28 protein-coding genes and 1 tRNA gene are annotated in these 23,521 nt (G+C 63.6%); 13 read left to right on the top strand and 16 right to left on the bottom strand.

The features are described 5' to 3' along the window. Positions 1-494 precede the first annotated feature (494 nt). Positions 495-1,031: a gamma carbonic anhydrase family protein gene (locus C7I36_RS09865; protein ID WP_106453547.1), complete on the top strand. Its 537-nt coding sequence runs from the start codon at positions 495-497 to the stop codon at positions 1,029-1,031. 89 nt (positions 1,032-1,120) lie between these two features. On the opposite strand, the gene C7I36_RS09860 is transcribed toward C7I36_RS09865, so the two are convergent. Then, positions 1,121-1,381 (bottom strand): DUF1488 family protein, encoded by a 261-nt coding sequence (locus tag C7I36_RS09860; RefSeq protein ID WP_106453546.1) that lies wholly within the window; start codon positions 1,379-1,381, stop codon positions 1,121-1,123. Beyond that, positions 1,378-2,202: a shikimate dehydrogenase gene (gene aroE, locus C7I36_RS09855; protein ID WP_106453545.1), complete on the bottom strand. Its 825-nt coding sequence runs from the start codon at positions 2,200-2,202 to the stop codon at positions 1,378-1,380. Before aroE ends, C7I36_RS09860 begins: the two co-directional genes overlap by 4 nt. A 153-nt stretch (positions 2,203-2,355) precedes the next feature. On the opposite strand from aroE, the gene hdfR reads away from it, so the two are divergent. Continuing rightward, positions 2,356-3,213, top strand: a complete 858-nt coding sequence (hdfR, locus tag C7I36_RS09850; RefSeq protein ID WP_106453544.1) for an HTH-type transcriptional regulator HdfR — start codon at positions 2,356-2,358, stop codon at positions 3,211-3,213. Here hdfR and hemF read toward each other — a convergent pair. Genes hemF through C7I36_RS09820 form a run of 6 tightly spaced genes read right to left on the bottom strand, consistent with a single transcriptional unit; the run spans position 3,206 to position 7,977 of the window. Further along, on the bottom strand, positions 3,206-4,114 hold the full coding sequence (gene hemF, locus C7I36_RS09845) for an oxygen-dependent coproporphyrinogen oxidase (protein ID WP_106453556.1): 909 nt from the start codon (positions 4,112-4,114) through the stop codon (positions 3,206-3,208). The genes hdfR and hemF overlap by 8 nt on opposite strands. Before the next feature lie 30 nt (positions 4,115-4,144). Next, complete coding sequence (gene tsaC / locus C7I36_RS09840) at positions 4,145-4,708, bottom strand: L-threonylcarbamoyladenylate synthase type 1 TsaC (protein ID WP_106453543.1); 564 nt, start codon at positions 4,706-4,708, stop codon at positions 4,145-4,147. 18 nt (positions 4,709-4,726) lie between these two features. Continuing rightward, positions 4,727-5,281 (bottom strand): DNA topoisomerase family protein, encoded by a 555-nt coding sequence (locus C7I36_RS09835; protein WP_106453542.1) that lies wholly within the window; start codon positions 5,279-5,281, stop codon positions 4,727-4,729. A gap of 47 nt (positions 5,282-5,328) precedes the next feature. Then, positions 5,329-5,802, bottom strand: coding sequence for a DUF494 family protein (locus tag C7I36_RS09830; protein ID WP_106453541.1), 474 nt, complete (start codon positions 5,800-5,802; stop codon positions 5,329-5,331). A 2-nt stretch (positions 5,803-5,804) separates the two neighbouring features. Next, a complete protein-coding gene (gene dprA, locus C7I36_RS09825; protein ID WP_106453540.1) occupies positions 5,805-6,902 on the bottom strand; it encodes a DNA-processing protein DprA in 1,098 nt (365 codons plus the stop codon). Continuing rightward, positions 6,889-7,977: a LysM peptidoglycan-binding domain-containing protein gene (locus C7I36_RS09820; protein WP_146137327.1), complete on the bottom strand. Its 1,089-nt coding sequence runs from the start codon at positions 7,975-7,977 to the stop codon at positions 6,889-6,891. The genes dprA and C7I36_RS09820 overlap by 14 nt, the downstream gene beginning before the upstream one ends. Positions 7,978-8,068: 91 nt before the next feature. On the opposite strand from C7I36_RS09820, the gene def reads away from it, so the two are divergent. From def to trkA, 4 genes are read left to right on the top strand one after another with little or no spacing between them, the layout of a single operon-like run. After that, positions 8,069-8,578: a peptide deformylase gene (gene def / locus C7I36_RS09815; protein ID WP_106453538.1), complete on the top strand. Its 510-nt coding sequence runs from the start codon at positions 8,069-8,071 to the stop codon at positions 8,576-8,578. Positions 8,579-8,597: 19 nt separating this feature from the next. Beyond that, on the top strand, positions 8,598-9,542 hold the full coding sequence (fmt, locus tag C7I36_RS09810; RefSeq protein WP_106453537.1) for a methionyl-tRNA formyltransferase: 945 nt from the start codon (positions 8,598-8,600) through the stop codon (positions 9,540-9,542). A 25-nt stretch (positions 9,543-9,567) separates the two neighbouring features. Next, the gene (rsmB, locus tag C7I36_RS09805) at positions 9,568-10,863 is read left to right on the top strand and encodes a 16S rRNA (cytosine(967)-C(5))-methyltransferase RsmB (protein ID WP_106453536.1); all 1,296 of its coding nucleotides are present in this window, start codon (positions 9,568-9,570) and stop codon (positions 10,861-10,863) included. Further along, positions 10,860-12,236: a Trk system potassium transporter TrkA gene (gene trkA / locus C7I36_RS09800; protein ID WP_106453535.1), complete on the top strand. Its 1,377-nt coding sequence runs from the start codon at positions 10,860-10,862 to the stop codon at positions 12,234-12,236. The genes rsmB and trkA overlap by 4 nt, the downstream gene beginning before the upstream one ends. On the opposite strand, the gene rmuC is transcribed toward trkA, so the two are convergent. The 4 genes from rmuC to efpL are packed head-to-tail and all read right to left on the bottom strand — an operon-like array spanning position 12,233 to position 15,298. After that, positions 12,233-13,585 carry a DNA recombination protein RmuC gene (gene rmuC / locus C7I36_RS09795; protein ID WP_106453555.1) on the bottom strand — a complete coding sequence of 451 codons (1,353 nt, stop codon included), beginning with the start codon at positions 13,583-13,585 and terminating at the stop codon, positions 12,233-12,235. The genes trkA and rmuC overlap by 4 nt on opposite strands. Then, positions 13,585-13,821, bottom strand: a complete 237-nt coding sequence (locus tag C7I36_RS09790) for a hypothetical protein (protein ID WP_106453534.1) — start codon at positions 13,819-13,821, stop codon at positions 13,585-13,587. Before C7I36_RS09790 ends, rmuC begins: the two co-directional genes overlap by 1 nt. A 58-nt stretch (positions 13,822-13,879) precedes the next feature. Beyond that, positions 13,880-14,716: a PfkB family carbohydrate kinase gene (locus C7I36_RS09785; protein ID WP_106453533.1), complete on the bottom strand. Its 837-nt coding sequence runs from the start codon at positions 14,714-14,716 to the stop codon at positions 13,880-13,882. 12 nt (positions 14,717-14,728) lie between these two features. Further along, positions 14,729-15,298, bottom strand: a complete 570-nt coding sequence (efpL, locus tag C7I36_RS09780) for an elongation factor P-like protein EfpL (protein ID WP_106453532.1) — start codon at positions 15,296-15,298, stop codon at positions 14,729-14,731. A gap of 344 nt (positions 15,299-15,642) precedes the next feature. Between efpL and C7I36_RS09775 the strand changes: the two genes are divergently transcribed. After that, positions 15,643-17,331: a methyl-accepting chemotaxis protein gene (locus C7I36_RS09775; RefSeq protein ID WP_106453531.1), complete on the top strand. Its 1,689-nt coding sequence runs from the start codon at positions 15,643-15,645 to the stop codon at positions 17,329-17,331. A 53-nt stretch (positions 17,332-17,384) separates the two neighbouring features. Here C7I36_RS09775 and C7I36_RS09770 read toward each other — a convergent pair whose 3' ends face one another. Next, entirely contained in the window at positions 17,385-18,518 is a 1,134-nt protein-coding gene (locus C7I36_RS09770; RefSeq protein WP_106453530.1) for an aminotransferase class V-fold PLP-dependent enzyme, read from the bottom strand. Positions 18,519-18,725: 207 nt separating this feature from the next. On the opposite strand from C7I36_RS09770, the gene ybcJ reads away from it, so the two are divergent. Beyond that, complete coding sequence (gene ybcJ, locus C7I36_RS09765) at positions 18,726-18,941, top strand: ribosome-associated protein YbcJ (protein WP_106453529.1); 216 nt, start codon at positions 18,726-18,728, stop codon at positions 18,939-18,941. Positions 18,942-18,979: 38 nt separating this feature from the next. Here the strand turns inward: ybcJ and C7I36_RS09760 are convergent, their stop codons facing one another. Beyond that, positions 18,980-19,342: a hypothetical protein gene (locus tag C7I36_RS09760; protein ID WP_106453528.1), complete on the bottom strand. Its 363-nt coding sequence runs from the start codon at positions 19,340-19,342 to the stop codon at positions 18,980-18,982. Positions 19,343-19,374: 32 nt separating this feature from the next. Here C7I36_RS09760 and C7I36_RS09755 point away from each other — a divergent pair, with 32 nt between their 5' ends. Beyond that, a complete protein-coding gene (locus C7I36_RS09755) occupies positions 19,375-19,773 on the top strand; it encodes a LysR substrate-binding domain-containing protein (RefSeq protein WP_106453527.1) in 399 nt (132 codons plus the stop codon). Positions 19,774-19,814: 41 nt separating this feature from the next. Here the strand turns inward: C7I36_RS09755 and C7I36_RS09750 are convergent. Then, positions 19,815-19,891: transfer RNA gene (locus C7I36_RS09750), tRNA-Pro, on the bottom strand. A 62-nt stretch (positions 19,892-19,953) separates the two neighbouring features. Next, complete coding sequence (locus C7I36_RS09745; protein WP_106453526.1) at positions 19,954-20,643, bottom strand: MOSC domain-containing protein; 690 nt, start codon at positions 20,641-20,643, stop codon at positions 19,954-19,956. Positions 20,644-20,760: 117 nt separating this feature from the next. Between C7I36_RS09745 and C7I36_RS09740 the strand changes: the two genes are divergently transcribed. Genes C7I36_RS09740 through trxC form a run of 4 tightly spaced genes read left to right on the top strand, consistent with a single transcriptional unit; the run spans position 20,761 to position 23,518 of the window. Next, the gene (locus C7I36_RS09740) at positions 20,761-21,615 is read left to right on the top strand and encodes a hypothetical protein (RefSeq protein WP_106453525.1); all 855 of its coding nucleotides are present in this window, start codon (positions 20,761-20,763) and stop codon (positions 21,613-21,615) included. A 59-nt stretch (positions 21,616-21,674) separates the two neighbouring features. Beyond that, positions 21,675-22,664, top strand: coding sequence for a 2-hydroxyacid dehydrogenase (locus tag C7I36_RS09735; protein WP_106453524.1), 990 nt, complete (start codon positions 21,675-21,677; stop codon positions 22,662-22,664). 10 nt (positions 22,665-22,674) lie between these two features. Then, positions 22,675-23,082 carry an META domain-containing protein gene (locus tag C7I36_RS09730; protein ID WP_106453523.1) on the top strand — a complete coding sequence of 136 codons (408 nt, stop codon included), beginning with the start codon at positions 22,675-22,677 and terminating at the stop codon, positions 23,080-23,082. A 4-nt stretch (positions 23,083-23,086) separates the two neighbouring features. After that, complete coding sequence (trxC, locus tag C7I36_RS09725; protein WP_106453522.1) at positions 23,087-23,518, top strand: thioredoxin TrxC; 432 nt, start codon at positions 23,087-23,089, stop codon at positions 23,516-23,518. Positions 23,519-23,521: the final 3 nt, after the last annotated feature.

Below are 23,521 nucleotides of genomic sequence, written 5' to 3'. Positions count from 1 at the left end.
CTGCCGCCAGCGTTCAATCTGAGCCATGATCAAACTCTTCAATTAAAGATTTGAGGCTCAATGAATATCTGAATTGCTGCTATTACTAGTGCACTTCACAAATCATTGAAAAACAGTATTTTTTGTTCCTCAATCGACTGCGAGTGCCCACACAGTTTGCTTGATAGATTGTTAAAGAGCGTTGACCGTTATCGGGTCAGGGCTGCGTATTCTACGCAATCCTTGGTATTCGTCAAGCGGTTAAACCGAAGTTTTTACTGCTTGTTGACGTTGGCGTGTTGTGCCGTGTCAGTGAGGGCGCATTATAGGGAGCCGCGGTTTTTGCGCAAGGGCTTTTTGGTGAAAAACGTCGTCCCAAGCACCGAATGCCGATTAACCCAGCAAACATACAGCTTAGCCACAGGGTTATGCACAATCCAGCCTCGTTTTTACCGGCGGAAGCTTTAAAATAGCGTCAGGGTCCCCCCCATCTGACTGACCGGGAGTAAAACAGTATGGCTACATTGAAAAGTTACAACGGGATCAGCCCCAGGCTGGGTAAAGGCGTCTTTGTCGAGGAATCCGCCGTGCTCTATGGCGATATCGAGCTGGGTGACGACGCCAGTATCTGGCCCCTGGTGGCGGCCCGGGGAGATGTGAATTACATCCGTATCGGCGCCCGCACCAATATCCAGGATGGCACCGTGCTGCACGTCACCCGCAAGAGCGCAGCCCGGCCCGACGGCCTGCCGCTGCTCATCGGCGAAGATGTCACCATAGGGCACAAGGCCATGCTGCATGCCTGTACCATCGGCAACCGGGTGCTGGTGGGCATGGGCTGCATCATTCTGGATGGGGCTGAAGTCGGGGACGATGTCATTATCGGCGCCGGCAGTCTGGTCCCTCCGGGCAAGAAACTGGAGCCGGGCTATCTTTACGTGGGCTCGCCGGTCCGCCAGGCGCGGCCGCTCACCGAAGCAGAAAAAGCCTTTCTACCGGAGTCGGCCGACAACTACGTCCGGCTGAAAAACGAATATCTGGAGCAAGCCTGAAACAACCACAGACAATCACAGGAACGATGGAAACAGCGGGACATCAGGATGCTCGGCCGCTGCACTTGCGCAAAGCCGCGCCATGAGGATCAGAGGTAGACGCCGCCATCCGGCGCGAAGGCCTCTTCCTCGATAAGCATGCCGACCCGCTCTTCAATGTCGAAACGGACCGACTCGAAAGCGAGCAGGATGTTGGCTTCATCCTGCAAGGGCTGAGCCGCCATATGTTCAAGCCGGTGCAACGAAATAAAACAGGGAATATGGCGACCCTGCCATTGGGCACTGAAGGCCACTCTTTGCTCGGCGGCCTGCCAGCACAGTTCCTCGCCGACAATCACATCCTGGTTCATGATGGCACCTCCAACTTTGCCCTCAGCACAGCCAGCACAGGTTCGACCTCAGGCCGTACGCCTCGCCACAAATGGAAACTTTCCGCCGCCTGCCCTACCAGCATGCCCAGGCCATCGTAACGATGTTCCACCCCCTGTTCCCGGGCCCAACGCAGGAAGGGCGTTTCTTCCCGGCCATACATCATATCGTAGACCCGGGTCTGAGGATGGCAAAGCGAGGCAGGCAAGGCCAGACTTTCTCCCTGCAGGCTGGCTGAAGTACTGTTAATGATAATGTCAAACCCACCCTCCAGTGCGGTCAGCGACCGACACGTCACCGGGCCCATAGCAGCAAATCGGTGCACCAGCTCCTCGGCCCGGCTCTGGGTACGGTTGGCCACAATCAGTTCTCCCACTGAGCTGGCGAGCAGCGGTGCCATGGCACCGCGCGCCGCGCCGCCGGCTCCCAGCAGCAGCAGCCGACGGCCGGACAGCCGAACTCCAAGCCGCTCAAGATCGGCCACCAGGCCGGCACCGTCGGTGTTGTCGGCCAGCAAGCGACCATCGGATTGCAGATGCAGAGTATTCGCCGCCCCGGCCTGTTCCGCCCGCTCGGTCAAGTCGTCGGCCAATGCCAGCGCTTCGGTTTTAAAGGGCACGGTCACATTCCCACCCTTACCGCCTGACTGAAAGAACTGGCGCAGCGTGCCAGAAAAGTCATCAAGCGGGGCCAGCAACCGCTCGTAACTCATTTGCTGGCCGGCTTGTTGGGCAAACTGTCGGTGGATAAAGGGAGACTGACTGTGGTTTATGGGGTTGCCGATAACAACGTATTTGTCCATCTAGGCTTCTCAATTAAGGGGGAATAAAGGCGACCGCGGGCCGGGCCCGATCCGGTCATGGCACTATATTGCCATCATTCCCGCTTTTTTAGTTGCATTGGCCGCCAAAATGAATAGATTTTGCGCTAACGAACAAAATATTTATGGCCAGCCTTGGATACCGAACTCTTAAAGACCTTCCTGGAAGTGTCCCGCACCCGCCATTTTGGCAAAGCGGCCGAACATCTTTACCTGACGCCGTCGGCGGTCAGCTTCCGGATCCGCCAGTTGGAAAGCCAGTTGGGTGTCACCCTGTTCACCCGGCTACGCAACAATATCCAGCTGACTTCTTCCGGAGAGGCGTTAATCCCTCATGCGGAGTCGATGCTGCTGGCCTGGGCCAGGGCTCAGCATGAAGTGGCTCTGAGCGAGCGCCAGACCCAGCAATTGGCGGTGGCCGGTACCGCCAATCTGTGGGATGCCTACCTGCAGGATGGCTTGCATCGCCTTTACTGCGAACTGCCGGCCTTGTCGCTGCGGGCCGATATCCGTACGCCGGAGCAAATGACCCGTGCCTTGCTGGGCCGTACCCTGGATCTGGCCTTTCTGACCGATCCGGCGCGGATCGAGGGCGTACGCCACATCGCCATGCACACCATGGAACTGCAGCTGGTATCCACGTACCCAAATCTGGATGCGGAAAAAGCCATGGCTCAGGACTATATCCGCATCGACTGGGGTACGGCCTTCAATACCCAGCATGCCAAACTGTTCAATACCGCCACACCGCCTCTGCTGCATACCGGCTCAGTACGCATCGCCCTGGAATACCTGTTGCATCATGGGGGCAGCGCCTTCCTGCCCAGTTCGATGATAAAAATTTACCAGGAACAGGAACGCCTGTTCCTGGTGGACAAGGCGCCGGCCATCAGCAGGGAGGTCTATGCCGCCTACCTGCCCGGCGGCGAGCGCCAGACGCTGATCGACAGGGTCATAGAGTTGTTCGGCCCCAAGGCAGAACCGGTCAGTTAATCCAGTCCCTGGGGACCAGGAAGGCCTGCAGCCCGGCTTCTGCAGAACCGGGCTCCGGTTGCCAGTTGTACTCCCAACGCGCCAGGGGCGGCATTGACATCAAAATTGACTCAGTGCGCCCGCCGGTCTGCAGGCCGAACAGGGTTCCCCTGTCGTACACCAGGTTGAATTCTACGTAACGTCCCCGACGATAGAGCTGGAACTGGCGCTCCTGTTCGCCATAGGGCGTATCCTTGCGCCTGGCCACTATCGGCAGGTAGGCGTCGAGGTAGCCCTGCCCCACTGCCTGCATAAAGGCGAAGCACTGCTCGAAGGGCCAGTGGTTCAGATCGTCGAAGAAGAGCCCGCCCACGCCCCGGGTTTCATCCCTGTGCTTAAGGTAGAAATAGCGATCGCACCAGGCCTTGTATTCCGGATAGACCTGCTCCCCGAAGGGGGCACACAGCTCGCGGGCCACCCGGTGCCAGTGCCGGCAATCCTCTTCCACCGGATAGAAGGGCGTCAGATCAAAACCGCCGCCAAACCACCACACCGGATCCGCTCCTTCTTTTTCGGCGATAAAGAAGCGTACATTGGCGTGGCTGGTCGGCACATGGGGATTACGGGGGTGGATCACCAAGGAGACGCCCATGGCCTCAAAGGAACGCCCGGCCAGCTCGGGTCGATGAGCGGTGGCGGAGGCCGGCATGGCGGCGCCATAGACATGGGAAAAATTAACCCCGCCCTGCTCGATCACAGCGCCATTGCGCAGCACCCGGCTACGGCCGCCACCGCCCTCCTGGCGGGTCCAGCTGTCTTCCGCAAAGCGGCCGGCACCGTCGGCCTCTTCCAGTCGCCGGCAAATATGGTCCTGCAGCCCGAGCAAAAACGCCTTGACGGCGGCAGTATCCGGTTTGCTAATCATGACATTTCCTTACATGGGATATCGATTTCACGCCGGGCGCACCACGGCGCCGGTAATGCCGTCGCGGATCAGCGACGGATTGGCCCGGCCGCCGGTCAGGCCGGGCAGGATGTAATCCAGCTCGCCCCCCAGCCGGGAGGCCAGGGACTCCTGGGTTCGCGCCGGCTCTTCACCGCTCTTGTTGGCACTGGTGGATACCAGGGGCTTGCCGAAGGCCAGGCAGAGATCGTGGGCTTGAGGATGATCGGTCACCCGCACCGCCAGGGAATCAAAACGCCCGCGCAGCCACTCGGGCACCTCGGGACGTGCCGGAATAATCCAGGTGTTGGGGCCAGGCCAACTGGCAAGGATCACTTCCAGCCGGCCGGCCGGCAGCCGGGACAAATCCAGGTAAGGCTGCAGTTGGCTGAAATCGGCGGCTATCAGCACCAATCCCTTGTCGATAGGCCGCTGCTTGATGGCCAACAGGCGCTTCACTGCCTCTCCATTATCGGGATCGCAGCCCAGGCCAAATACAGCCTCGGTGGCGTAACCGATAACGGCACCCCGGTGAAGACGCTCTGCCACACTCAAAAGGGTTTGCTGGTTCACTTGAGGGAATTTCCTTGTTCACGGGGTGGTTTTGGATGCGTATCCACACCCCTTGTTGGGACAATACACCTGGCCACGCCGCTCGGCCAAAATGCCAAAACCACAATCGGGACAGGCAGTGGCGACCGGCTTGTCATTGATCACATACCGGCATCCCGGATAGGCGTCACAGGCGTAAAAACGCTTGCCGTAGCGGGAAGTACGGGCAACCAGGTGGCCCCGGCCACAGGCGGGGCAAAGCGGATCACTGTTGCCCTGGTCGTTGACGTCCGCCACATAATGGCAGTCAGGATAGTGGGTACAACCGATAAACAGGCCATAGCGGCCCTTGCGGATAGCCAGAGGGTGAGCACACAGGGGACAGGCACTGCCGTCCAGCACCTTTTCGATATCTTCATCGTGCTCTATCACCCTGAGCGGGCGCAGGTAATCACAGCCAGGATAGGAGGCGCATCCGAGAAAGGGGCCATGCTTGCCCTGGCGCAGTTGCAGCAGGCTGCCACAGCGAGGACAACGCTCGTCCTGGCCGCCGCCCTGCTGCACGCTGAACAGACTGTGATCGATTTTCGACATGTCGCGCCTCCGAATCCGTTTGCCGGATTCTATCAGCGCGACCCGCGTCAGTGAACCGCCCCTTCCGGCTGCTCGAAAATCAGGTCTTCCAGTTGATGGTAGGCGGACTCGCCCCCCGGCATGTTGAACAGCACCATCAGCACGACCCACTTGAGATCGTCGAGTTCAATGACCGGCGAATCCAGCTCCATCACCCTGTCGATAACAATTTCCCGGGACTCAGCATCCAGTACCTTGATTTGTTCGAGGAACAGCAGAAAACCGCGACCTTCGGTGTCGAGCTTGTACAATTCTTCGGGTGTGTAGATACGGAAGGAATCGGGCGCAGAACGGGCACAGGCCGGCGTCGCCTCGGTTTCCTGCAGCTCGGCCAGCCGTTCCAGCCAGGCCAGGGCCTTGAGGATTTCCTCCTTGTTAAACCCCGCCTGAGTCAATTCATCGGCGAGTTCTTCCTGATCCACCATGGCGTCTACATCTGCATGGATGTAGGTTTCGAACAAGTACATCAGTACTTCGAACATGATCAGTTCCTCCTCGCTCTGACATAACCCCCGGGTACGGATTCCACCCAACCGGTCAATTCCAGCTCGACCAGCCGGGTTAGCACTTCCTGCACCGGCTGTTGGCAACGGGATGCGATCAAATCCACCGACGTTGCCTCTAAACCTACGTTATCCAACAAGTCCGGATAAGGCAATGTTTCCACCGGGGCGGGAGCATGAATTTTTATCGCGGCGCAAGAGAACTCGATCAGTTCCTCAAGGATATCCTCGACTTCACAGACCAGTTTGGCTCCTTGCTGGATCAGGCGGTTACACCCCCCGGCCAGCGGATTCTGCCGCGCTCCCGGTATGGCGAACACCTCCCGCCCCTGCTCCAGGGCGAAACGAGCGGTGATCAACGAACCACTGCGTTCGGCCGCCTCCACCACCAGCACCCCCAGGCTCAGTCCGCTGATGATACGATTGCGCCGGGGAAAGTGATGGGCCAGGGGCCCCTCCCAGGGATAACATTCGGCCACGAGGGCGCCGCCGCCGTCCAGAATGGTGCGGGACAGAGGGCCATGGCGCTTGGGATAGCATTGCTCCAGCCCGCAGCCCAATACGGCCAGGGTCATGCCTCCCGCCGCCAGTGCCGCCTGGTGGGCCAGGCCATCCACTCCCAGCGCCAGGCCCGAGGTGATGGTCAACCCCGCTTCCACCAGCCGGGGCACCAGAGTGCGGGTATTTTCCTTGCCGACATAGGACGGCTGGCGACTGCCCACCACCGCCAGTTGCGGCCTGTCCAGAACGGCGGGATCGCCTTCCACAAACAGCAACAGGGGAGCCCCCGCCAGGGTGTTGAGCCGAGCGGGATATTCCGGCTTATCCCGGGTCAGGATATGCCGTCCGGGCCCGGCCTGTTGCCAGGCCAACAGTCGGTCCAGCAGCGCCAGGGGCGCTATCCCCAGGCCGGCAAGCTGCTCGGCGCTCAGGCCGCCGCGATCAAGCCGTTCACTGAGGTACCACTCCGAGCCCAGTGTTTGCCATAGCCTGAAGCCACGTACCGGCCCCAGCCCCGGAGTTTGCTGCAAGGCCAGCCAGGGCAGAAGCCCATGAGTGGCCAGATCACCGAGCGCCATCGCCGGGGGGGCCCAAGGGATAGCGGGAACGTATCAGCGCCTTGCTGTCCAGGATCAGGGCGGCGCTGGCATGCCGATAGACCCGAAACACCATGATCCGTGCCACCGGCTCGGCAGGCAGGAGCTCTGCCGGTCCGGTGTTGCGCAGATAGCGGCTGGCAGAATCCGCATAACGCAGCTGACCCAGGGCGCTGGCATCGTAATCATAAATACCCGGCCCGGGCTTTAGCACACCATACAGATCACCAGGTCTGACCCCTTCGGCTTCGCCTCCATTGATGAAAACCACTCCGTTGCGGCCCGCAACACTGCCTTCACGCCCCATGGCAATGACTTCGCCGTCCGCCAGCTCAGGCCCTGGCCTTGGGAAATAAAACGCGGCCAGGGTGCCATCTGCTGCCAGGGGCAGGAGGAGATCACCCTGGCGCATTTCCTGCCGCTGGCTGGTGATGGCCACCCGCGCCAGGGTATCGCGCACCTGCTCCCGAGCCACCAGGGTACCCACCAGGGCGACCCGCTGTTCGTCCCGGCGCGCACCGGGCAACAATGGCCCCTGCTCGCGGTATACCCCATACAGGCCGCCCGGCACCAGCCGTCCCCGGGCGTAGGCTTCCTCGCCCTTGATCAGCAGGCGCCGGCCCTCTCCGTCGCCCACCAGATAGGCCGCCGCCGCCAGCTCGGCCTTATCGAGCAGACGATAACCGTCGGTGAAACTGACGATGGTAGACAAGGAAACCGTCGGCACGGCCGCCGCCCTCATGCGAGGCACCAACCGGACCACCCCTTCCCGTTCCCGCCGTTTCATCAGGCGAGGCCGGCCGTCGATCCACTGCAACACCAGCTCGTCACCGGGATAGATAAGGTGGGGGCTGTCCAGTTGCGGATTGTGGCGCCACAGCTCGGGCCAGCGCCAGGGCTGGCGCAGGAAACGGGCCGAGATATCCCACAGGGTATCGCCCTGGCGCACGGTGTAATGGCGGGGATAATGCTCGTTCAGCTCGGGTCCATCGGCCCGGACGCCGGACACGGAGACCAGCAACAGAGCGAGTAGAAACATGCCTTGCGGTTTTGTCACATCCCTGTCCTCAGGCCAACTCTTGCTGTTTTTTATGGTGTTAAATGGCTAAAATACTGGCAGAACCGTTTCAGGAAAAAGCATAGTCACCATGGCAAAAGTATTAGACGTATTACGTTTTCCCGACGAGCGGCTGCGAACCGTCGCCAAGCCCGTCACAGAGTTCACCCCTGCCCTGCAGCACATTGTAGATGATATGTTTGAAACCATGTACGCCGAGGAAGGCATTGGCCTGGCGGCGACCCAGGTCGATATTCACCAGCGGCTGATCGTGATTGACGTGTCCGAAGAGCGGAATGAACGGCTGGTGCTGATCAACCCGGAGATCATAGAGCAGTCCGGCAGCACCGGCATCGAGGAAGGCTGCCTGTCGGTGCCCGGCGCCCGCGCCCTGGTGTCCCGGGCCGAGCGGGTGAAGGTGCGCGCCCAGGACGTCAGCGGCCAGCTCTTCGAACTGGAGGCAGACGATCTGCTGGCCATCTGCATCCAGCACGAGATGGATCACCTTATCGGCAAGCTGTTCGTCGATTACCTGTCGCCGCTCAAGCGCCAGCGCATCCGCCAGAAGCTGGAAAAACTCGCCAAGCAGGAACAACGCTAATCCCGACAAAGGACACCCCTTGAGCAAGCTCAACATCATCTTCGCCGGTACCCCGGACTTCGCCGCCCGCCACCTGCAGGCCCTGCTCGACTCGGAGCACAATGTCATCGCCGTCTACACCCAGCCGGACCGGCCCGCCGGGCGGGGCAAGAAGCTGACCCCAAGCCCGGTCAAGGTGCTCGCCGAGCAGGCCGGCATACCGGTCCACCAGCCCGAGAGCCTGCGCAACGAGCAGGCCCGGGCCGAGCTGGCCGCCCTGGGCGCCGACATCATGGTGGTGGTGGCCTACGGCCTGATCCTGCCCCAGGCGGTGCTGGATACCCCGCGCCTCGGCTGCATCAATGTGCACGGCTCCCTGCTGCCGCGCTGGCGGGGTGCCGCCCCCATCCAACGGGCCATCTGGGCCGGCGACGCCGAGACCGGCGTCACCATCATGCAAATGGACAAGGGCCTGGATACCGGCGCCATGCTGCACAAAGCCAGCCTGGCCATCGCCCCGGACGACACCTCCGCCAGCCTCTATGACAAGCTGGCGGCCATCGGCCCCCAAGCCCTGCTGCATACCCTGGCCCAACTGGCCATGGGCAAGGCGGTGGCCGAGCCCCAGGACGACGCCCAGGCCAACTACGCGGACAAGCTCAGCAAGGAAGAGGCGCTGATCGACTGGCGCCAGCCCGCCGCCCATATAGAGCGCTGTGTGCGCGCCTTTAATCCCTGGCCGGTCAGCTATTTCATGCTGGCCGGGCACAATATCAAGGTCTGGCAGGCCCAGGCGCTGGATGACGCCTCAGGGCAGCCGCCCGGCACCCTGCTCAGGGCCGGCAAGGCCGGCATCGACGTGGCCACCGGCGACGGCGTGCTGCGCCTGCTCAGCCTGCAGCCGCCGGGCAAGAAAGCCATGTCCTGCCAGGACCTGCTCAACGCCCGCCAGGACTGGTTCGAACCCGGCAGAACGCTGGCCTGATCCCACCCAACTTATCGGTATCCTTATGAAAACCCGTGCCGCCGCGGCCCAACTCCTCCACCAAGTGATCAACCAGGGCCAGTCGGTGTCCACCCTGCTGCCCCGTTTCCAGCAGGAAGTCGCCGCCAGGGACAGGGCGCTGCTGCAGGAACTCTGCTTCGGCAGCCTGCGCTGGTACAGCCGGCTCGACGCCATCGCCAAGCAACTGCTGGACAAGCCGCTCAAGGGCAAATACCAGCCGGTTCACGCCTTGTTGCTGGTGGGCATCTACCAGTTGCTCTATACCCGGATCCCGGCCCACGCCGCCCTGGCCGAGACCGTCAATGCCTGCAAGCTGCTCAAGGCCGAGCCCTTCAAGGGCATGGTCAACGGCGTGCTACGCAACGTGCAGCGCCGGCAGGACAAGCTGATCGCCAGGGTCGATGCCCTGCCCCAACTGCGCCTGGCCCACCCCAACTGGCTGGTGAAGCGGCTGCAGCAAGCCTACCCGGAACGGTGGGAGCAGATCCTCGCAGCCAACAACCAGCACCCGCCCATGTGGATCCGTGTCAACGCCCGCCACCACGACCGTAGCCACTACCAGACCCTGCTGCGGCAGGCAGGGCTGGAGGCCGAGCCCGACGCCCTGGCCGAGGCGGCCCTGCGCCTGGCCCGGCCGGTGGACGTCACCAGCCTGCCCGGCTTCGAACTGGGCCACTGCTCGGTACAGGATGCCGCCGCCCAGATGGCGGCCCAACTGCTCGAAGCGGCGCCCGGCGAGCTGGTGCTCGACGCCTGCGCCGCCCCGGGCGGCAAGACGGCCCATATTCTCGAACGCCAGCCCGGCCTCGGCCAACTGGTCGCGGTGGACCTGGATGCGGAGCGCCTGCAGCGGGTACGGCAGAACCTGGAACGCATCGATCTTGCGGCCACCGTGCTGCAGGGGGACGCCGCCCGGCCCGAGGACTGGTGTCAGGGACCCGACTTCGATCGCATCCTGCTGGACGCACCCTGCTCCGCCACCGGCGTCATCCGCCGCCACCCGGACATCAAGTGGCTGCGCCGCCCGGAGGACATCCCCCAACTGGCGGCCCTGCAGGGGCGCATCCTCGATGCCCTCTGGGCCAGGCTCAGGCCGGGCGGCGTGCTGCTGTACGCCACCTGCTCCATACTGCCGGACGAAAACGGCGAGCAGATCCGGGCTTTCCTGCAACGCACCCCGGATGCCCGGCATCTGCCGCTGCACGAGCACGACACCCCGGACCAGCCGGGCTGGCAACTGCTGCCGGGCGACGCGGGCCGGGACGGCTTCTACTACGCCAAACTGGGTAAGCGGGCATGAAAATCATCATTCTGGGCGCCGGCCAGGTAGGCGGTACCCTGGCGGAAAACCTGGTGGGCGAAAACAACGACATCACCATAGTGGACACCAACGGCGAACGGCTGCGCGAACTGCAGGACAAGTACGACCTGCGGGTGGTCAACGGCCACGGCGCCTATCCCAGCGTACTGCGCGAGGCCGGCGCCCAGGATGCGGACATGCTGGTGGCGGTGACCAACAGCGATGAAACCAACATGATCGCCTGCCAGGTGGCCTACTCCCTGTTCAACACCCCCAACAAGGTGGCGCGCATCCGCTCCCCCGAATTTCTCGCCGAGCGGGACCGGCTGTTCCTCAACGAAGCGATTCCGGTCGACAGCCTGATCGCCCCCGAACAACTGGTCACCGAGTATATCTACCGGCTTATCCAGTATCCCGGCGCCCTGCAGGTGGTGGACTTCGCCGAGGGCAAGGTCGGCCTGGTGGCGATCAAGGCCTACTACGGCGGCCCCCTGGTGGGCAACGCCCTGTCCACCCTGCGCGACCACATGCCCGGGGTCGATACCCGGGTAGCAGCCATTTTCCGCCAGGATCGGCCGATCCGGCCCCAGGGCACCACCATCATAGAAGCGGACGACGAGGTGTTCTTCGTCGCCGCCAGCGGCCATATCAAGGCGGTGATGTCCGAGCTGCAGCGGCTCGAAAGCGACTACAAGCGCATCATGATAGTGGGCGGCGGCAACATCGGCGCCGGACTGGCCCGGCGGCTGGAGAAACGCTACTCGGTGAAACTGGTGGAGCGCAACCCGCAGCGGGCCGAGCAACTGTCGGAAATGCTGGAACACACCATCGTCTTCTGCGGCGATGCCGCCGATCAGGAATTGCTGGCGGAAGAACATATCGATCAGGTGGATGTCTTTATCGCCCTGACCAACGAGGACGAGGCCAACATCATGTCGGCCATGCTCGCCAAGAAAATGGGCGCCAAGAAGGTGATGGTGCTGATCCAGCGCGGCGCCTACGTGGATCTGGTGCAGGGCGGCACCATAGACGTGGCCATCTCGCCCCAGCAGGCCACCATCTCGGCCCTGCTCACCCATGTGCGCCGGGCCGACATCGTCAACGTCTATTCCTTGCGCCGGGGCGCGGCCGAGGCCATCGAAGCCATCGCCCATGGCGACAGCGCCACCTCCAAGGTGGTGGGCCGGCGGGTGGGCGAGCTCAAGCTGCCGCCGGGCACCACCATAGGCGCCATAGTGCGCGGCGACGAGGTGCTGATCGCCCACGACAAAACCGTGATCGAACAGAATGACCACGTGGTGCTGTTCCTGGTGGACAAGAAATTCATCCCGGAAGTGGAACGGCTGTTCCAGCCCAGCCCCTTCTTCCTTTAATCCGCCTGCCGCGCCCCCGGCAGCGAGTGCAAGGGCTCTTCATTCGCCCTTTCCCGCAGCGCTTCGGGCAGCGGCTTGGTGACCTCCACCCCCAGCTCGCGGAAGGCTTCGGCCTGGCGGATCAGGTTGCCCCGCCCCGAGCTGAGCTTTTTCATCGCCCTCTGGTAACTGTCCTCGGCCCGCTGCAGCGACTGGCCGACCGCCTCCATGTCTTCCGTGAACAAACGCAGCTTTTCGTAGATTTTACCCGCCGATTCCGCGATCTTGCGCGCGTTCTGGTTCTGCCGCTCCACCCGCCACAGGTTTTCTATGGTGCGCAGCGCCACCAGCAGATTGGTGGGGCTGACCAGCAGTATGTTGTGCTCCAGGGCGTATTTCACCAGCCCGGGATCCGCCTCCACCGCCACCAGGAAAGCCGGCTCCACCGCCACGAACATCAGCACATAATCCAGGGTGCGCACCCCCTGCAACAGGTGGTAGTCCTTGCGCCCCAGCTCGCGGATATGGCCGCGCACCGAGGCCACATGCTCGCGCAGGGCCTGCTCACGGGCAAGGTCATCCTCGCCGTTGAAGTAGCGCTCGTAGGCGGTAAGCGACACCTTGGCGTCGATGATGATGTCCTTGTCCTGGGGCAGGTGTACCACCACATCCGGCTGATAACGCCGGCCGTCGGCGTTGCTGAGACTTTGCTGGGTACTGTATTCGTGTCCAGCGCGCAGCCCCGACTCGGACAGCACCCGAGCCAGTACCACCTCGCCCCAGTTGCCCTGCTGTTTGCTGTCTCCCTTCAGGGCCCGGGTCAGGGCGGCGGTATCGGCGCTCATCTGCCGGTTGAATTCGGCCAGCCGCTCGATTTCAAATTTCAGGCTGTGGCGCTGGCGGCTCTCGTCGGCATAGGTTTCCTGCATGGTGCGGCGAAAGCCCTCCAACTGCTCGCGCAGGGGGCCAAGCAGGCCGTCCAGGCTGTGCTGGTTGAGCTCACGGAAGTGATGGGTCTTTTGTTCGAAGATACGCTGGGCCAGGTTTTCGAACTGCTGCTGCAGCCGTTGCTCGCTGTCCTCGAGCTGGGCCTGCTTTTCCGCCGCCCACTGGCGTTCCTGACGCAGCAGGGTCTCGTATTCCTTGAGCCGGCCGTTCATCTTGAGCACCAACTGCTGCTGCTGCTCCAGCCGCTGGCGGCCGTCCTGCAGCTCCAGCCGGCGCTCATCAAGCTGCCGCTGCAACTGGTCATTATGCTGAGCCAGCAGTTGCAGCCGGGTGCCCAGGGCCTGGCGGGTCAACCCCCAGGCCGCCAGGGCGGACAACAGGGCCAGCCCCCAGGGCCAGTAACCGGACAAAAACTGGGCCATCATCGCCGCCGTTGCTCCAGCAGGGCCTTCACCCGCCGGTTGAAACGCAGCCAGAGCAACACATAAAGCAGATACAACAGGGTAATCAGCCACTTGTGCCGGTTGACACCCTGGTCGAAGAAGGCCAGGGGCAGGTCCAGCACCTGCCCGTAACCGAACACCAGCAGGGGGAACATCAGAAACACCGACCAGCGCCAGCCCAAGGCCAGCAGGGAAACCCAAAAACCGTTATCCACCGCGTCCGTTCCGAAACCGCATGACAAGGCCCAAGCTTACCAGCGACCGGCGGCGAATTCAGCCCCGGCGCAGATAGCTCTTGAGCCGCTCGGAGGGAATGGAGCTGGACGACGACAGGGTATAGGCCGCCCACTGGCCGGCCTGCTCCAGAGCCGCCGGCATGTCGAGGCCCGCCACCAGGCCATGGATCAGGCCGCCGGCAAAGGCATCGCCGGCGCCGGTGGCATCCACCACCGATACCGGCCGGGCCGGTACCCGGATGTGGCGGTCGGCCGAAAACGCCTCGGCCCCCTGCTCACCATGGGTCACCACCAGCCACTCCAGCCTCTCGCCCGCCAGCCGGCGGGCATGGCGCCAAGGACATTCCTGCTCGCCCAGGTCCGCCGCCGAGGCGATCATCACCCGGCAGGGCCGCGGCCAGCGTCCGCCCTTGGGATACTGGGCCACCACCAGGCTGTGCCCGGCCATGTCGGCCATGTAGCCGGCCGCCTCGGCACCGTCCAGGTTGACATACAGGCAGTCCACCGGCTCCAGCGGCAGCCTGCCGGGCAGGGCGGGACGGCGGGCCTGGCGCAATATGGTCCGTTCGCCCTGGCTGTCGACCAGGATCAGCAATTCGCCGGTTTCACCGTCGAACTGTTCCACGTAGCGGGTATCCAGGCCCAGCTCGGCAGCGGCCTGCAACAGCCAGTCGCCGGTCTCATCACGCCCCACCCGGGAGGCGATGGCCACATTGTGCCCGGCCCACAGCAACCCCACCCCGGTGTTGGCAGCGCCGCCGCCAAGCCGGCGCCCCTGGTCCCGGTACTGCAGCCGACCGCCGGCGGCCAGCGGCTCGCCGAGCAGCAGCACATGGTCGCAGTTGAGGTTGGCCAGCAGGACTATGTTCGCCATCGGCTCTCCCGCTCAGTCGGCCCGACCCATATAGCGCCGCTCCGTGGTGTGGATGCGCACCCGGTCGCCGATCTTCAGGTATTCTGGCACCTGTATGGTCAGGCCGGTGGCGAAACTGGCCGGCTTGGTGCGGGCCGAAGCGGAAGCGCCCTTGATTTCCGGCGTCGTGTCGAGGATTTCCATTTCCACCACCTGGGGCGGCTCCAGGCCGATGACCTGGCCATCCACCAGCATCACCTGGATCCCCTGGGTGCTTTCGTCGAGAAACTGCAGTTCCTCGACGATTTCGCTGCTGCGGATCGGGTACTGGCTGTAGTCTTCGGTGTCCATGAAAATATGGTCGTCGCCGTCGACGTAGGACAGCACCACAGTACGCCGTTGCAGCTCCTGGGTGGTCAGCAGATCATCCCCCTTGAACCGTTCCTCGGCCTTGAGCCCGCTCCTGAGGTCGGTAAAGCGCATCTTGTACAGGGTAGTGGCGCCGCGCGCGCTCGGGCTCTGTACCTCGATGTCCCGCACGATCAGCAGCTTGCCGTTCAGCTCCACCACCATTCCCTTCTTGATTTCGTTCGCCCTTGGCATGGCCGTTTCTCCAGAAAATCCAACGCCGCATCTTAATCCACAGCCCCCCGCCCATGCCATACCTCGCGGCCACAATAGCGCTCGCCGGCACCGGCCCGCGCCGGCAATTCGCCTTGCCTTGACCGATATCAAGGGAGGCACTGTTATAGGGTTACCTCTTTGGTGTTAACCCTTGTTATCCTGCAACAGGCTGTTAACCTGCCGCCAACGCGGCCAGCCCTCGACAATTCCAATAAGCACGGGACGCTTCAGCCAGTGGTATGGCATGCCGGCAGGCTCGCTGCCGGCCTTTGCCATTGGCGGCAAGCCACCCTCAGTCAGCCCGGTCACCGGGGAGGATGGATATGCAACTTTTTAACAATCTCAGCCTGCGCTACAAGCTGCTGACCATGGTCGCCAGCCTGTTCATCGGCATCCTGCTGGTACAGGGCTCGGCCATGGTCGGACTGCACCAGGAACTGCTGGACGCGCGCAAGGAAAAGGTCCGCGAACAGGTGGAAACCGCCGTTTCCCTGATCGACCATTTCCACCGTCAGCGTCAGAGCCTGGGCGAGCAGGAAAGCCGGCAACTGGCCCTGCAGGCGGTCGGCGCCCTGCGCTACGGCAGCGAGGGCTATATGTGGATCAATGACATGCAGCATCGCCTGGTGCTGCATCCGATGAAGCCGGAAGAGGAAGGCCGCGACATGACCCAGGTCACCGACGCCGACGGCCAGCACCACTGGCAGGCCATGGTCGATCGGGTGCGCGATGCCGGTGCCGGCTTTGTGGAATACCGCTATATCGGCCCCCAGTTCGACAGCCCGCAGCAGAAGGTCTCCTATGTACAGGGGTTCGAGCCCTGGGGCTGGGTCATTGGCAGCGGCGTCTATCTGAGCGATATCGATGCCCTGTTCTGGCAACAGGCGGCCCGCTCCCTGCTGTTGCTGGCCCTGGTGATGACCATCGCCCTGGTGCTGATTTTCATCATCAGCCGCTCGCTCACCTTTTCGGTGGCCCGGGTCGGCGATGTGGTGCGCCGCTTCGGCCAGGGCGATCTCAGCGCCCGTACCGGCGCCACCCGCACCGATGAAATCGGCCGGCTGTCCCGCGGCGTGGACGCCATGGGCGAACAACTGTGTGAACTGCTGCGCCAGGTGCGCCAGGCTGCGCTGGTGCTCGACGGAGAAGCCGAAGGGCTCAGCGTGCAGAGCAAGCAGACCCGGGCCAGCATGCAGGCCCAGTTTACCGAGGTCGACCAGGTCGCCACCGCCATGAACGAAATGAACGCCACGGTGCACGAGGTGGCCCGCTACGCCAACGATGCCTCGGGGGCGGCGGAAAAGGCCAACGGCGAGGCCCGCATGGGCCATGACGACGTTGCCCGCAGCATCGCCAGCATGCGCCAGCTGGCGGATTCGGTGGCCGAGGCCGACAAGGCGATGCGCGAGCTGGAAACCCAGACCCAGCAAATAGGCTCGGTGGTGGAGGTGATCCGCACCATTTCCGAGCAAACCAACCTGCTGGCCCTCAACGCGGCCATCGAGGCGGCCCGCGCCGGCGAGTCCGGCCGGGGCTTTGCCGTGGTGGCCGACGAGGTACGCTCCCTGGCCCAGCGGACCCAGGATTCCACCGGCGAAATCCAGCAGATGATCCAGCAGTTGCAGAATCACGCCTCCGCCGTGGTCGGCCATATGCACAACAGCCAGGAGCAGGCGGCCATCAGCATGGACGTGGTCGGCGCCGCGGGCCGGGATCTGGAGCAAATCCTCGACGAGGTGCAGCGCATCAACGACATGAATGCCCAAATCGCCACCGCATCCGAAGAGCAGTCGGCGGTGGCGGAAGAGATCAACCGCAACCTTATCCACATCAACGAAGGGGCCCAGGAGGCGCTGCAGGTGGCCGAGCTCATTTCCCTCAGCAGCCAGCGGGTGCACCAGTCGTCGCACCAGCTGACACGCCAGATAGCCCATTTCACCCTGGCCGGCCCGGCGGCCGGGCCAGCCGAGCCGGAGTTAGGCCCTACCGGCTCGCCGGTGCGCGCCGCCTGAATGCAACACGCCGCCCAAGGGCGGCGTGTTGTTGCTGCTGGCGCAAGCCGGGCTTAGTCTTGCAATACCCGGTCCAGGGCCTGCTCCAGGGTCGCGACGGTGCGATCCACATCCTGCAGCTTGTCCAGCCCGAACAGGCCGAGGCGGAAAGTCTGGAAATCCGCCGGCTCGTCGCACTGCAAGGGAACCCCGGCGGCAATCTGCAGGCCTTCGGCGGCGAACTTGCTGCCGTTTTTGATGCCGGCGTCCTCGGTATAGCACACTACCACCCCGGGGGCGGCAAAGCCGTCGGCGGCCACGCTTTTTATTCCCCGGGCCGCCAGCAGGTCGCGTACCCGCCGGCCCAGTTGCTGCTGGCGCTCCTTGAGCGGGCCAAAGCCCAGCGCCTCGGTTTCCTTGAGGGTATCCCGGAAACGGATCAGGGCGTCGGTGGGCAGGGTAGCGTGATAGGCATGGCCGCCCTGTTCGTAGGCTTCCATGATCTGCAGCCATTTTTTCAGGTCACAGGCAAAGCTGGTGCTTTGCGTCTGTTCGATGCGTTCCCGGGCAAGCTTGCTCAGCATCACCAGGCCGCAGCAGGGCGAGCTGCTCCAGCCCTTCTGGGGGGCGCTCAACAGCACGTCCACCCCGCAGTCGGCCATGTCCACCCAGAGGGTGCCGGAGGCGATGCAGTCGAGCACCAGCATTCCGCCCACCTCATGCACGGCCTCGGCCAGCGCCCGGATATAGTCATCGGGCAGCAACAGGCCGGCGGCGGTTTCCACATGGGCGGCGAACACCAGATCCGGCTTGTCCGCCCTTATGGCGGCCACCACCTCCTCGATGGGCGCGGGGGCAAAGGCCGCCTGGTGCCCCGCCGCAACAGGCCGGGCCTTGAGTACCTTTTCTTCGGCGGGGATGGCGCCGGCCTCGAAAATCTGGCTCCAGCGGTAGCTGAACCAGCCGTTACGGATCACCAGGCAGCGCTTGCCGGTGGCAAACTGGCGGGCCACCGCCTCCATGCCGAAGGTGCCGCTGCCCGGCACCACCACCACGGACTCGGCCCGGTACAGGCCCTTGAGGCCGACGGAAATATCCCGCATCACCTGCTGGAAACGTTGGGACATGTGGTTGAGGGAACGGTCGGTGTACACCACCGAATACTCCAGCAGGCCATCAGGGTCGACATGGGACAATAATCCGGACATAGGCACCTCTTGGTCGAATGGCAGGGTGGGCGAGAAAGACGGTCAATGCGATGCACATGCCATCGTCTCGTAGGAATCCCTAATACTGCCCAATCTGTTCACAAATAACAAAGACCTGGTACACAAAAATCGGCGCCATCTCCCCTGCCGGCACAGTGCCCGGGGATGCTACCATGGCCTTCCCTTTACCACCGGAGAACAAGCGTAATGAGTGAACAATTCAGCCTCGAAGGCCACCCCTTTATCCCCCTGCACAACCTGCTCAAGGTGCTGGGCTGGTGCGACACCGGCGCCATGGCCAAAATGGTGATCGACGACGGCCAGGTTAGGGTGAACGGCGAGGTGGAGGTACGCAAGCGCTGCAAAATCACGGCCGGCCAGAGCGTCAGCTTCAACGGCCAGGACGTGGTGGTGACGGAATAACGGCGGGGACAGGGCCCTGCCCCGTCCCCGGCCGGCCACTACAGCACCTGGGCGATCACCACCGGCACCCGCGCCAGGCTCAACCCTATCATCAGCAATACTGCCAGTACTATCGTATCCATAGACACCTCTATGTCGTACTCCCCGTCGGCGACGGAAACTACTCCCGCCGCCTGATGCAACTGTGTTGTGGTAATGCATCCCTTGGACGACACGACGGTGAGGTTGCGCTGATGATCCTCCGCGAAGGCAGGATCAGGCTGTGCCAGGTAAACGTTGTGCCGGCTGGCGGTGTAATAGGCCAGATGCTGCTTGTCCAGCCCTTCCTGCTTCACCTGCGCCACCGCTTCCGGCTTCATAAAGCCGGGCAGCACCAGGGCGCCGCTGCGGGCCACCGACATGATCGGCCTACCAGGGACAGACCGAGAGCACCATGATGATCCACGTGGACTGGGGACGCGACGGCCGCTTTCTGCCGGACTGGAGCGAATGGCTGCTGGCGGCCGGCATCACCCGCCGGCCACCCAACCCGGGGCCGGCGTTCAACCTGTCGGCCATGGCGATAGACGCCGCCCTCGCCGGCCGGGGCATATTGCTGGGGCAGCGCTCCCTGATCCGGGAGGAGCTGCGCCAGGGACGGCTGGTGGCCCTGTCTTCCCTGGCGTTGCCGCTCAACAAGTCCTATTTCGTGGTGTATCCCCGCCGGGTGCTGAACAAGGCGGGCGCGCCGGAGCTGCTGGCCTGGCTGCAACGGCAGGCCGAGGAAGAGTCCCGGCAGGAAGAACGTCCTTCGGAGGCGGGCCTGGGCGGCCCTCTGGTGAGGTGCGGATAAACAGCAAAAAGCCCCGCATTTCTGCGGGGCTTTTCGGAATCTGGTCGGCATGAGAGGATTCGAACCTCCGACCCCTTCGTCCCGAACGAAGTGCGCTACCAGGCTGCGCTACATGCCGTCAACGGGGCGAGAATGTACATAAACGGCGAAGGCCTTGCAAGCTCTTTTTGTGCAAAAACCTTATTTGGGGCCCAACAATCGACCGGTCCAGTCATCCACCCGCCCCGCAGCCAGGTAATCCGCTGCTTTTTTACGCCAACTGGCTGATAAACAATCCAATTCCGCCAACTCGGCAAGACCTGCCCGATCGAAAGCCTGGTTGAACACTATGTCGCCGGCCCGCTTCACCGGCATCTCCGGGCAGGGCCGATCCACCAGGGTCAATGCCGAGGCAGGCATCACCTCCCCTTCCTCCAGTACCCGCAGCAACCATCCGGCCCGGCCGTTGGCCTGCACCAGCACCGAGAAAAAATCATAGCCAAAACGGGCATTCAGCTTGTAGCAGGGCGAGCGGGGCTGGCTGATCTGCACCAGGGCCTCTCCCAGCCGGTAGATATCGCCGATACAGGCCTCGCTCTCCAGCAAGCCCGTCCCGGACAGGTTCTCGCCGAAGGCGCCCGGCCCCAGCAGGGTCCGGGTCCGGGTCAGCCCCATGCCCTGAAACCAGCAGCGCCAGAACTCATAGTGCTCACGGGGATAATAATGCAGCGCCCGTTCGGGCCCGCCGTGATAGCGGGCAGACACCTGGACATCGTCGCTCAGGCCGTCCACACTGCAGTACTGGGGCCGGCTGACCGGCCGCTTGCCGATGGCGCTTTCAATCCGCGCATCCAGCATGCCGGGCCGACCGGCCAAAATCATCACTTGCATCAAGGTCTCCCTATACCACCATAAAAACACCGGCCCGGCGGGACAAGATACCGCCACTCAGGGTAGATTGAGTCTATCACTAACCCAGAATCCCTACTTCAGCAAGGAAACGGCATCATGTACAGACTTCTGCTGCTGCTGGCCCTGTTCAGCCTGTCCGCCCGGGCCGGACTGGTGGTCAATATCCCCCAGCCCGAGCCGGCGCCCCCCCACCACGGCTACTACCGTCAGGTATTGCAGCTGGCTCTGGAAAAAAGCGGCGAGGCCTTCACCATCAACCCCGTCGCCCTCAACGAAACCCAGCACCGGCAGGCCCAGATGCTGCTGCGGGGCGAACCCATCAATCTGGCCTGGATGGGCACCTCCTCCGAATACGAGCAAAATCTGCTGCCGGTGCGGGTGCCGCTGCTGCGCGGCCTGTCCGGCCTGCGGGTGCTGATCATCAATCAGGCACGCCAGACCGAGTTCGCACAGGTGGACAGCCTGGCCGCACTGGCCGCCTTTACCGGGGTGCAGGGCATCGGCTGGAGCGACATCGACATCCTCAGGGGCGCAGGGCTCAACATCAGCGCCGCCCGCCGCGCCTCCATCCTTGACATGCTCAACCGCAACCAGCACGTGGACTACTATCCGCGCAGCCCGGTGGAAGCCTTTGGCGAGCTGGCCGCCCGGAGCCGGGACTACCCGCAACTGATGGTGGAGCCCCGGCTGTTGCTGCACTACCCCTTCGCCGTCTATTTCTTCGTCAGCCCCGAGGCCCCCAGGCTGGCCGAGGCGCTCACGCGGGGGCTGGAGCAGGCCTATGCCGATGGCAGCTTCCTGGCCCTGTTCGAAGGCCACCCGCTGATCCGCGACAGCCTGCGGCAATTACAGGCGGAGCGGCGCTTGCGCCTGGAGCTGGCCAACCCGGATCTGACCGAGGCGAGCCGCCGCTTGCCGGACCATTACTGGCACCCGGGGACCCGCCCTTGAAAAAACGGCGGCGACCGCACAGTATCCCTGTATCAACCCGCAGCGAGGAGTACGATCCGGTGAAGATCGCCTTTTTCAGCAGCCAACCCTATATGCGGCAGCCCTTCGCCGAGCAGAACGCCGGCTATGGTTTCGACATCACCTGGTTCGATGTCCGGCTCGAGGCCCAGACCGCCGCCCTGGGCCGGGGCTTTGACGCCGTCTGCGTGTTCGTCAACGACAAGGTCGACGCCGAGGTCATCCGGGTGCTGGCCGCCGGCGGGGTGCGCTTTATCGCCCTGCGCTGCGCCGGTTACAACAACGTGGATCTGGATGCCGCCCGGGCGGCGGGCATGACGGTAGTGCGGGTGCCCGCCTACTCCCCCGAGGCAGTGGCCGAGCATACGGTGGGGCTGATGCTCACCCTCAACCGCCATATCCACAAGGCCTATCAGCGCACCCGGGATGCCAACTTCTCCCTCAACGGCCTGGTCGGCTTCAACATGCACGGCAAAACCGCCGGCGTGATCGGCACCGGCAAGATAGGGGTGGCGACCCTGCGCATCCTCAGGGGGCTGGGCATGGAGCTGCTGGCCCACGATCCGCACGAAAACCCGGAGGCCCTGGCCCTGGGCACCCGCTATGTGCCCCTGGCCGAGCTGTTCGCCCGGGCCGACGTGATCAGCCTGCATTGCCCCCTGTTCCGGGAAAACCACCACCTGCTCAACCGCGACAGCTTCGCCCGCATGAAGGACGGGGTGATGATCATCAACACCAGCCGGGGAGGTCTGCTCAACGCCGACGACGCCATCGAGGCCATCAACAGCGGCCGGATTGGCGCCCTCGGCCTGGACGTCTATGAAGAAGAGGAAAACCTGTTCTTCACCGACAAGTCCAGCGAGATCATCCGCGACAACACCTTCCACCTGCTGTCCGCCTACCCCAACGTCATCATGACCGGGCACCAGGCCTTCCTCACCCGGGAAGCCCTGGCCGCCATCGCCCACACCACTCTCGACAACCTGCTGCGGCTGTCACGCCGGCAGCCCTGCGACAACCAAATCAACTAAGGAGCACCCCATGAAATCCGCGATTGCCGCCACCACCGCCCTGTTGCTGACCGCCTGCGCCGGCGGCCTGGCCACCACCGAATCCGAACTGCAGCACCAGCGCTGGGCCCTGGCCAGCATCAACGGCGAGCCGGTCGATGCCGGCATCGGCTCAGAACTGATCATCGGCGAGCACATGGCGGTCAGCGGCCTGGCCGGCTGCAACCGCTTCTTCGGCAGCGCCCGACTCGAACGGGAGCGGCTCAGGGCCGATCCCCTGGCCAGCACCAAGATGGCCTGCCCTCCCGACATCCAGCAGATAGAAGCCGCCGTGCTGGCCACCCTCGGCGGCGGCGCCGCCGTCGAACATCAGCAGGGCAGGCTCACCCTGACCGGCAGCGACTACGTCCTGGACTACCGGCTGGCCGACGAGGACTGATGCCATGAGCGAGTACTACCTGATCTGTCCGGCCTGCGGGGCCAAGAACCGGGTGCCGGCAACCCGGCTGCAACAGGAGCCCCAGTGCGGCAAATGCAAGACCGCCCTGCTGCCGGCCGGCCCGCTTACCCTCGATGGCCCCCGGCTCGAGCGCCTGCTGGCCCACGAGACCCTGCCCCTGGTGGTGGACTTCTGGGCGCCCTGGTGCGGCCCCTGCAAAATGATGGCGCCGGTGTTCGAGGCCGCCGCCGGCGAGCTGCAGGGCCGGCTGCGCCTGGCCAAGCTGGACACCGAAGCCCATCCCCAGGCGGCGGCCCGCTTCGGCATCCGCTCCATCCCCACCCTGATCGTCTTCTCCGGCGGCCAGGAACTGGCCCGCCAGTCCGGCGCCCTGCCCGCCGGACAGTTGCGCCAGTGGCTTGGCCGGTTTTACTGAGCG

This window comes from Zobellella taiwanensis (genome assembly GCF_003012795.1).
Taxonomy (GTDB): domain Bacteria; phylum Pseudomonadota; class Gammaproteobacteria; order Enterobacterales; family Aeromonadaceae; genus Oceanimonas; species Oceanimonas taiwanensis.
The sequence above is the reverse complement of the archived record's forward strand: the minus strand, read 5'-3'. Positions and strand labels throughout refer to the sequence as shown.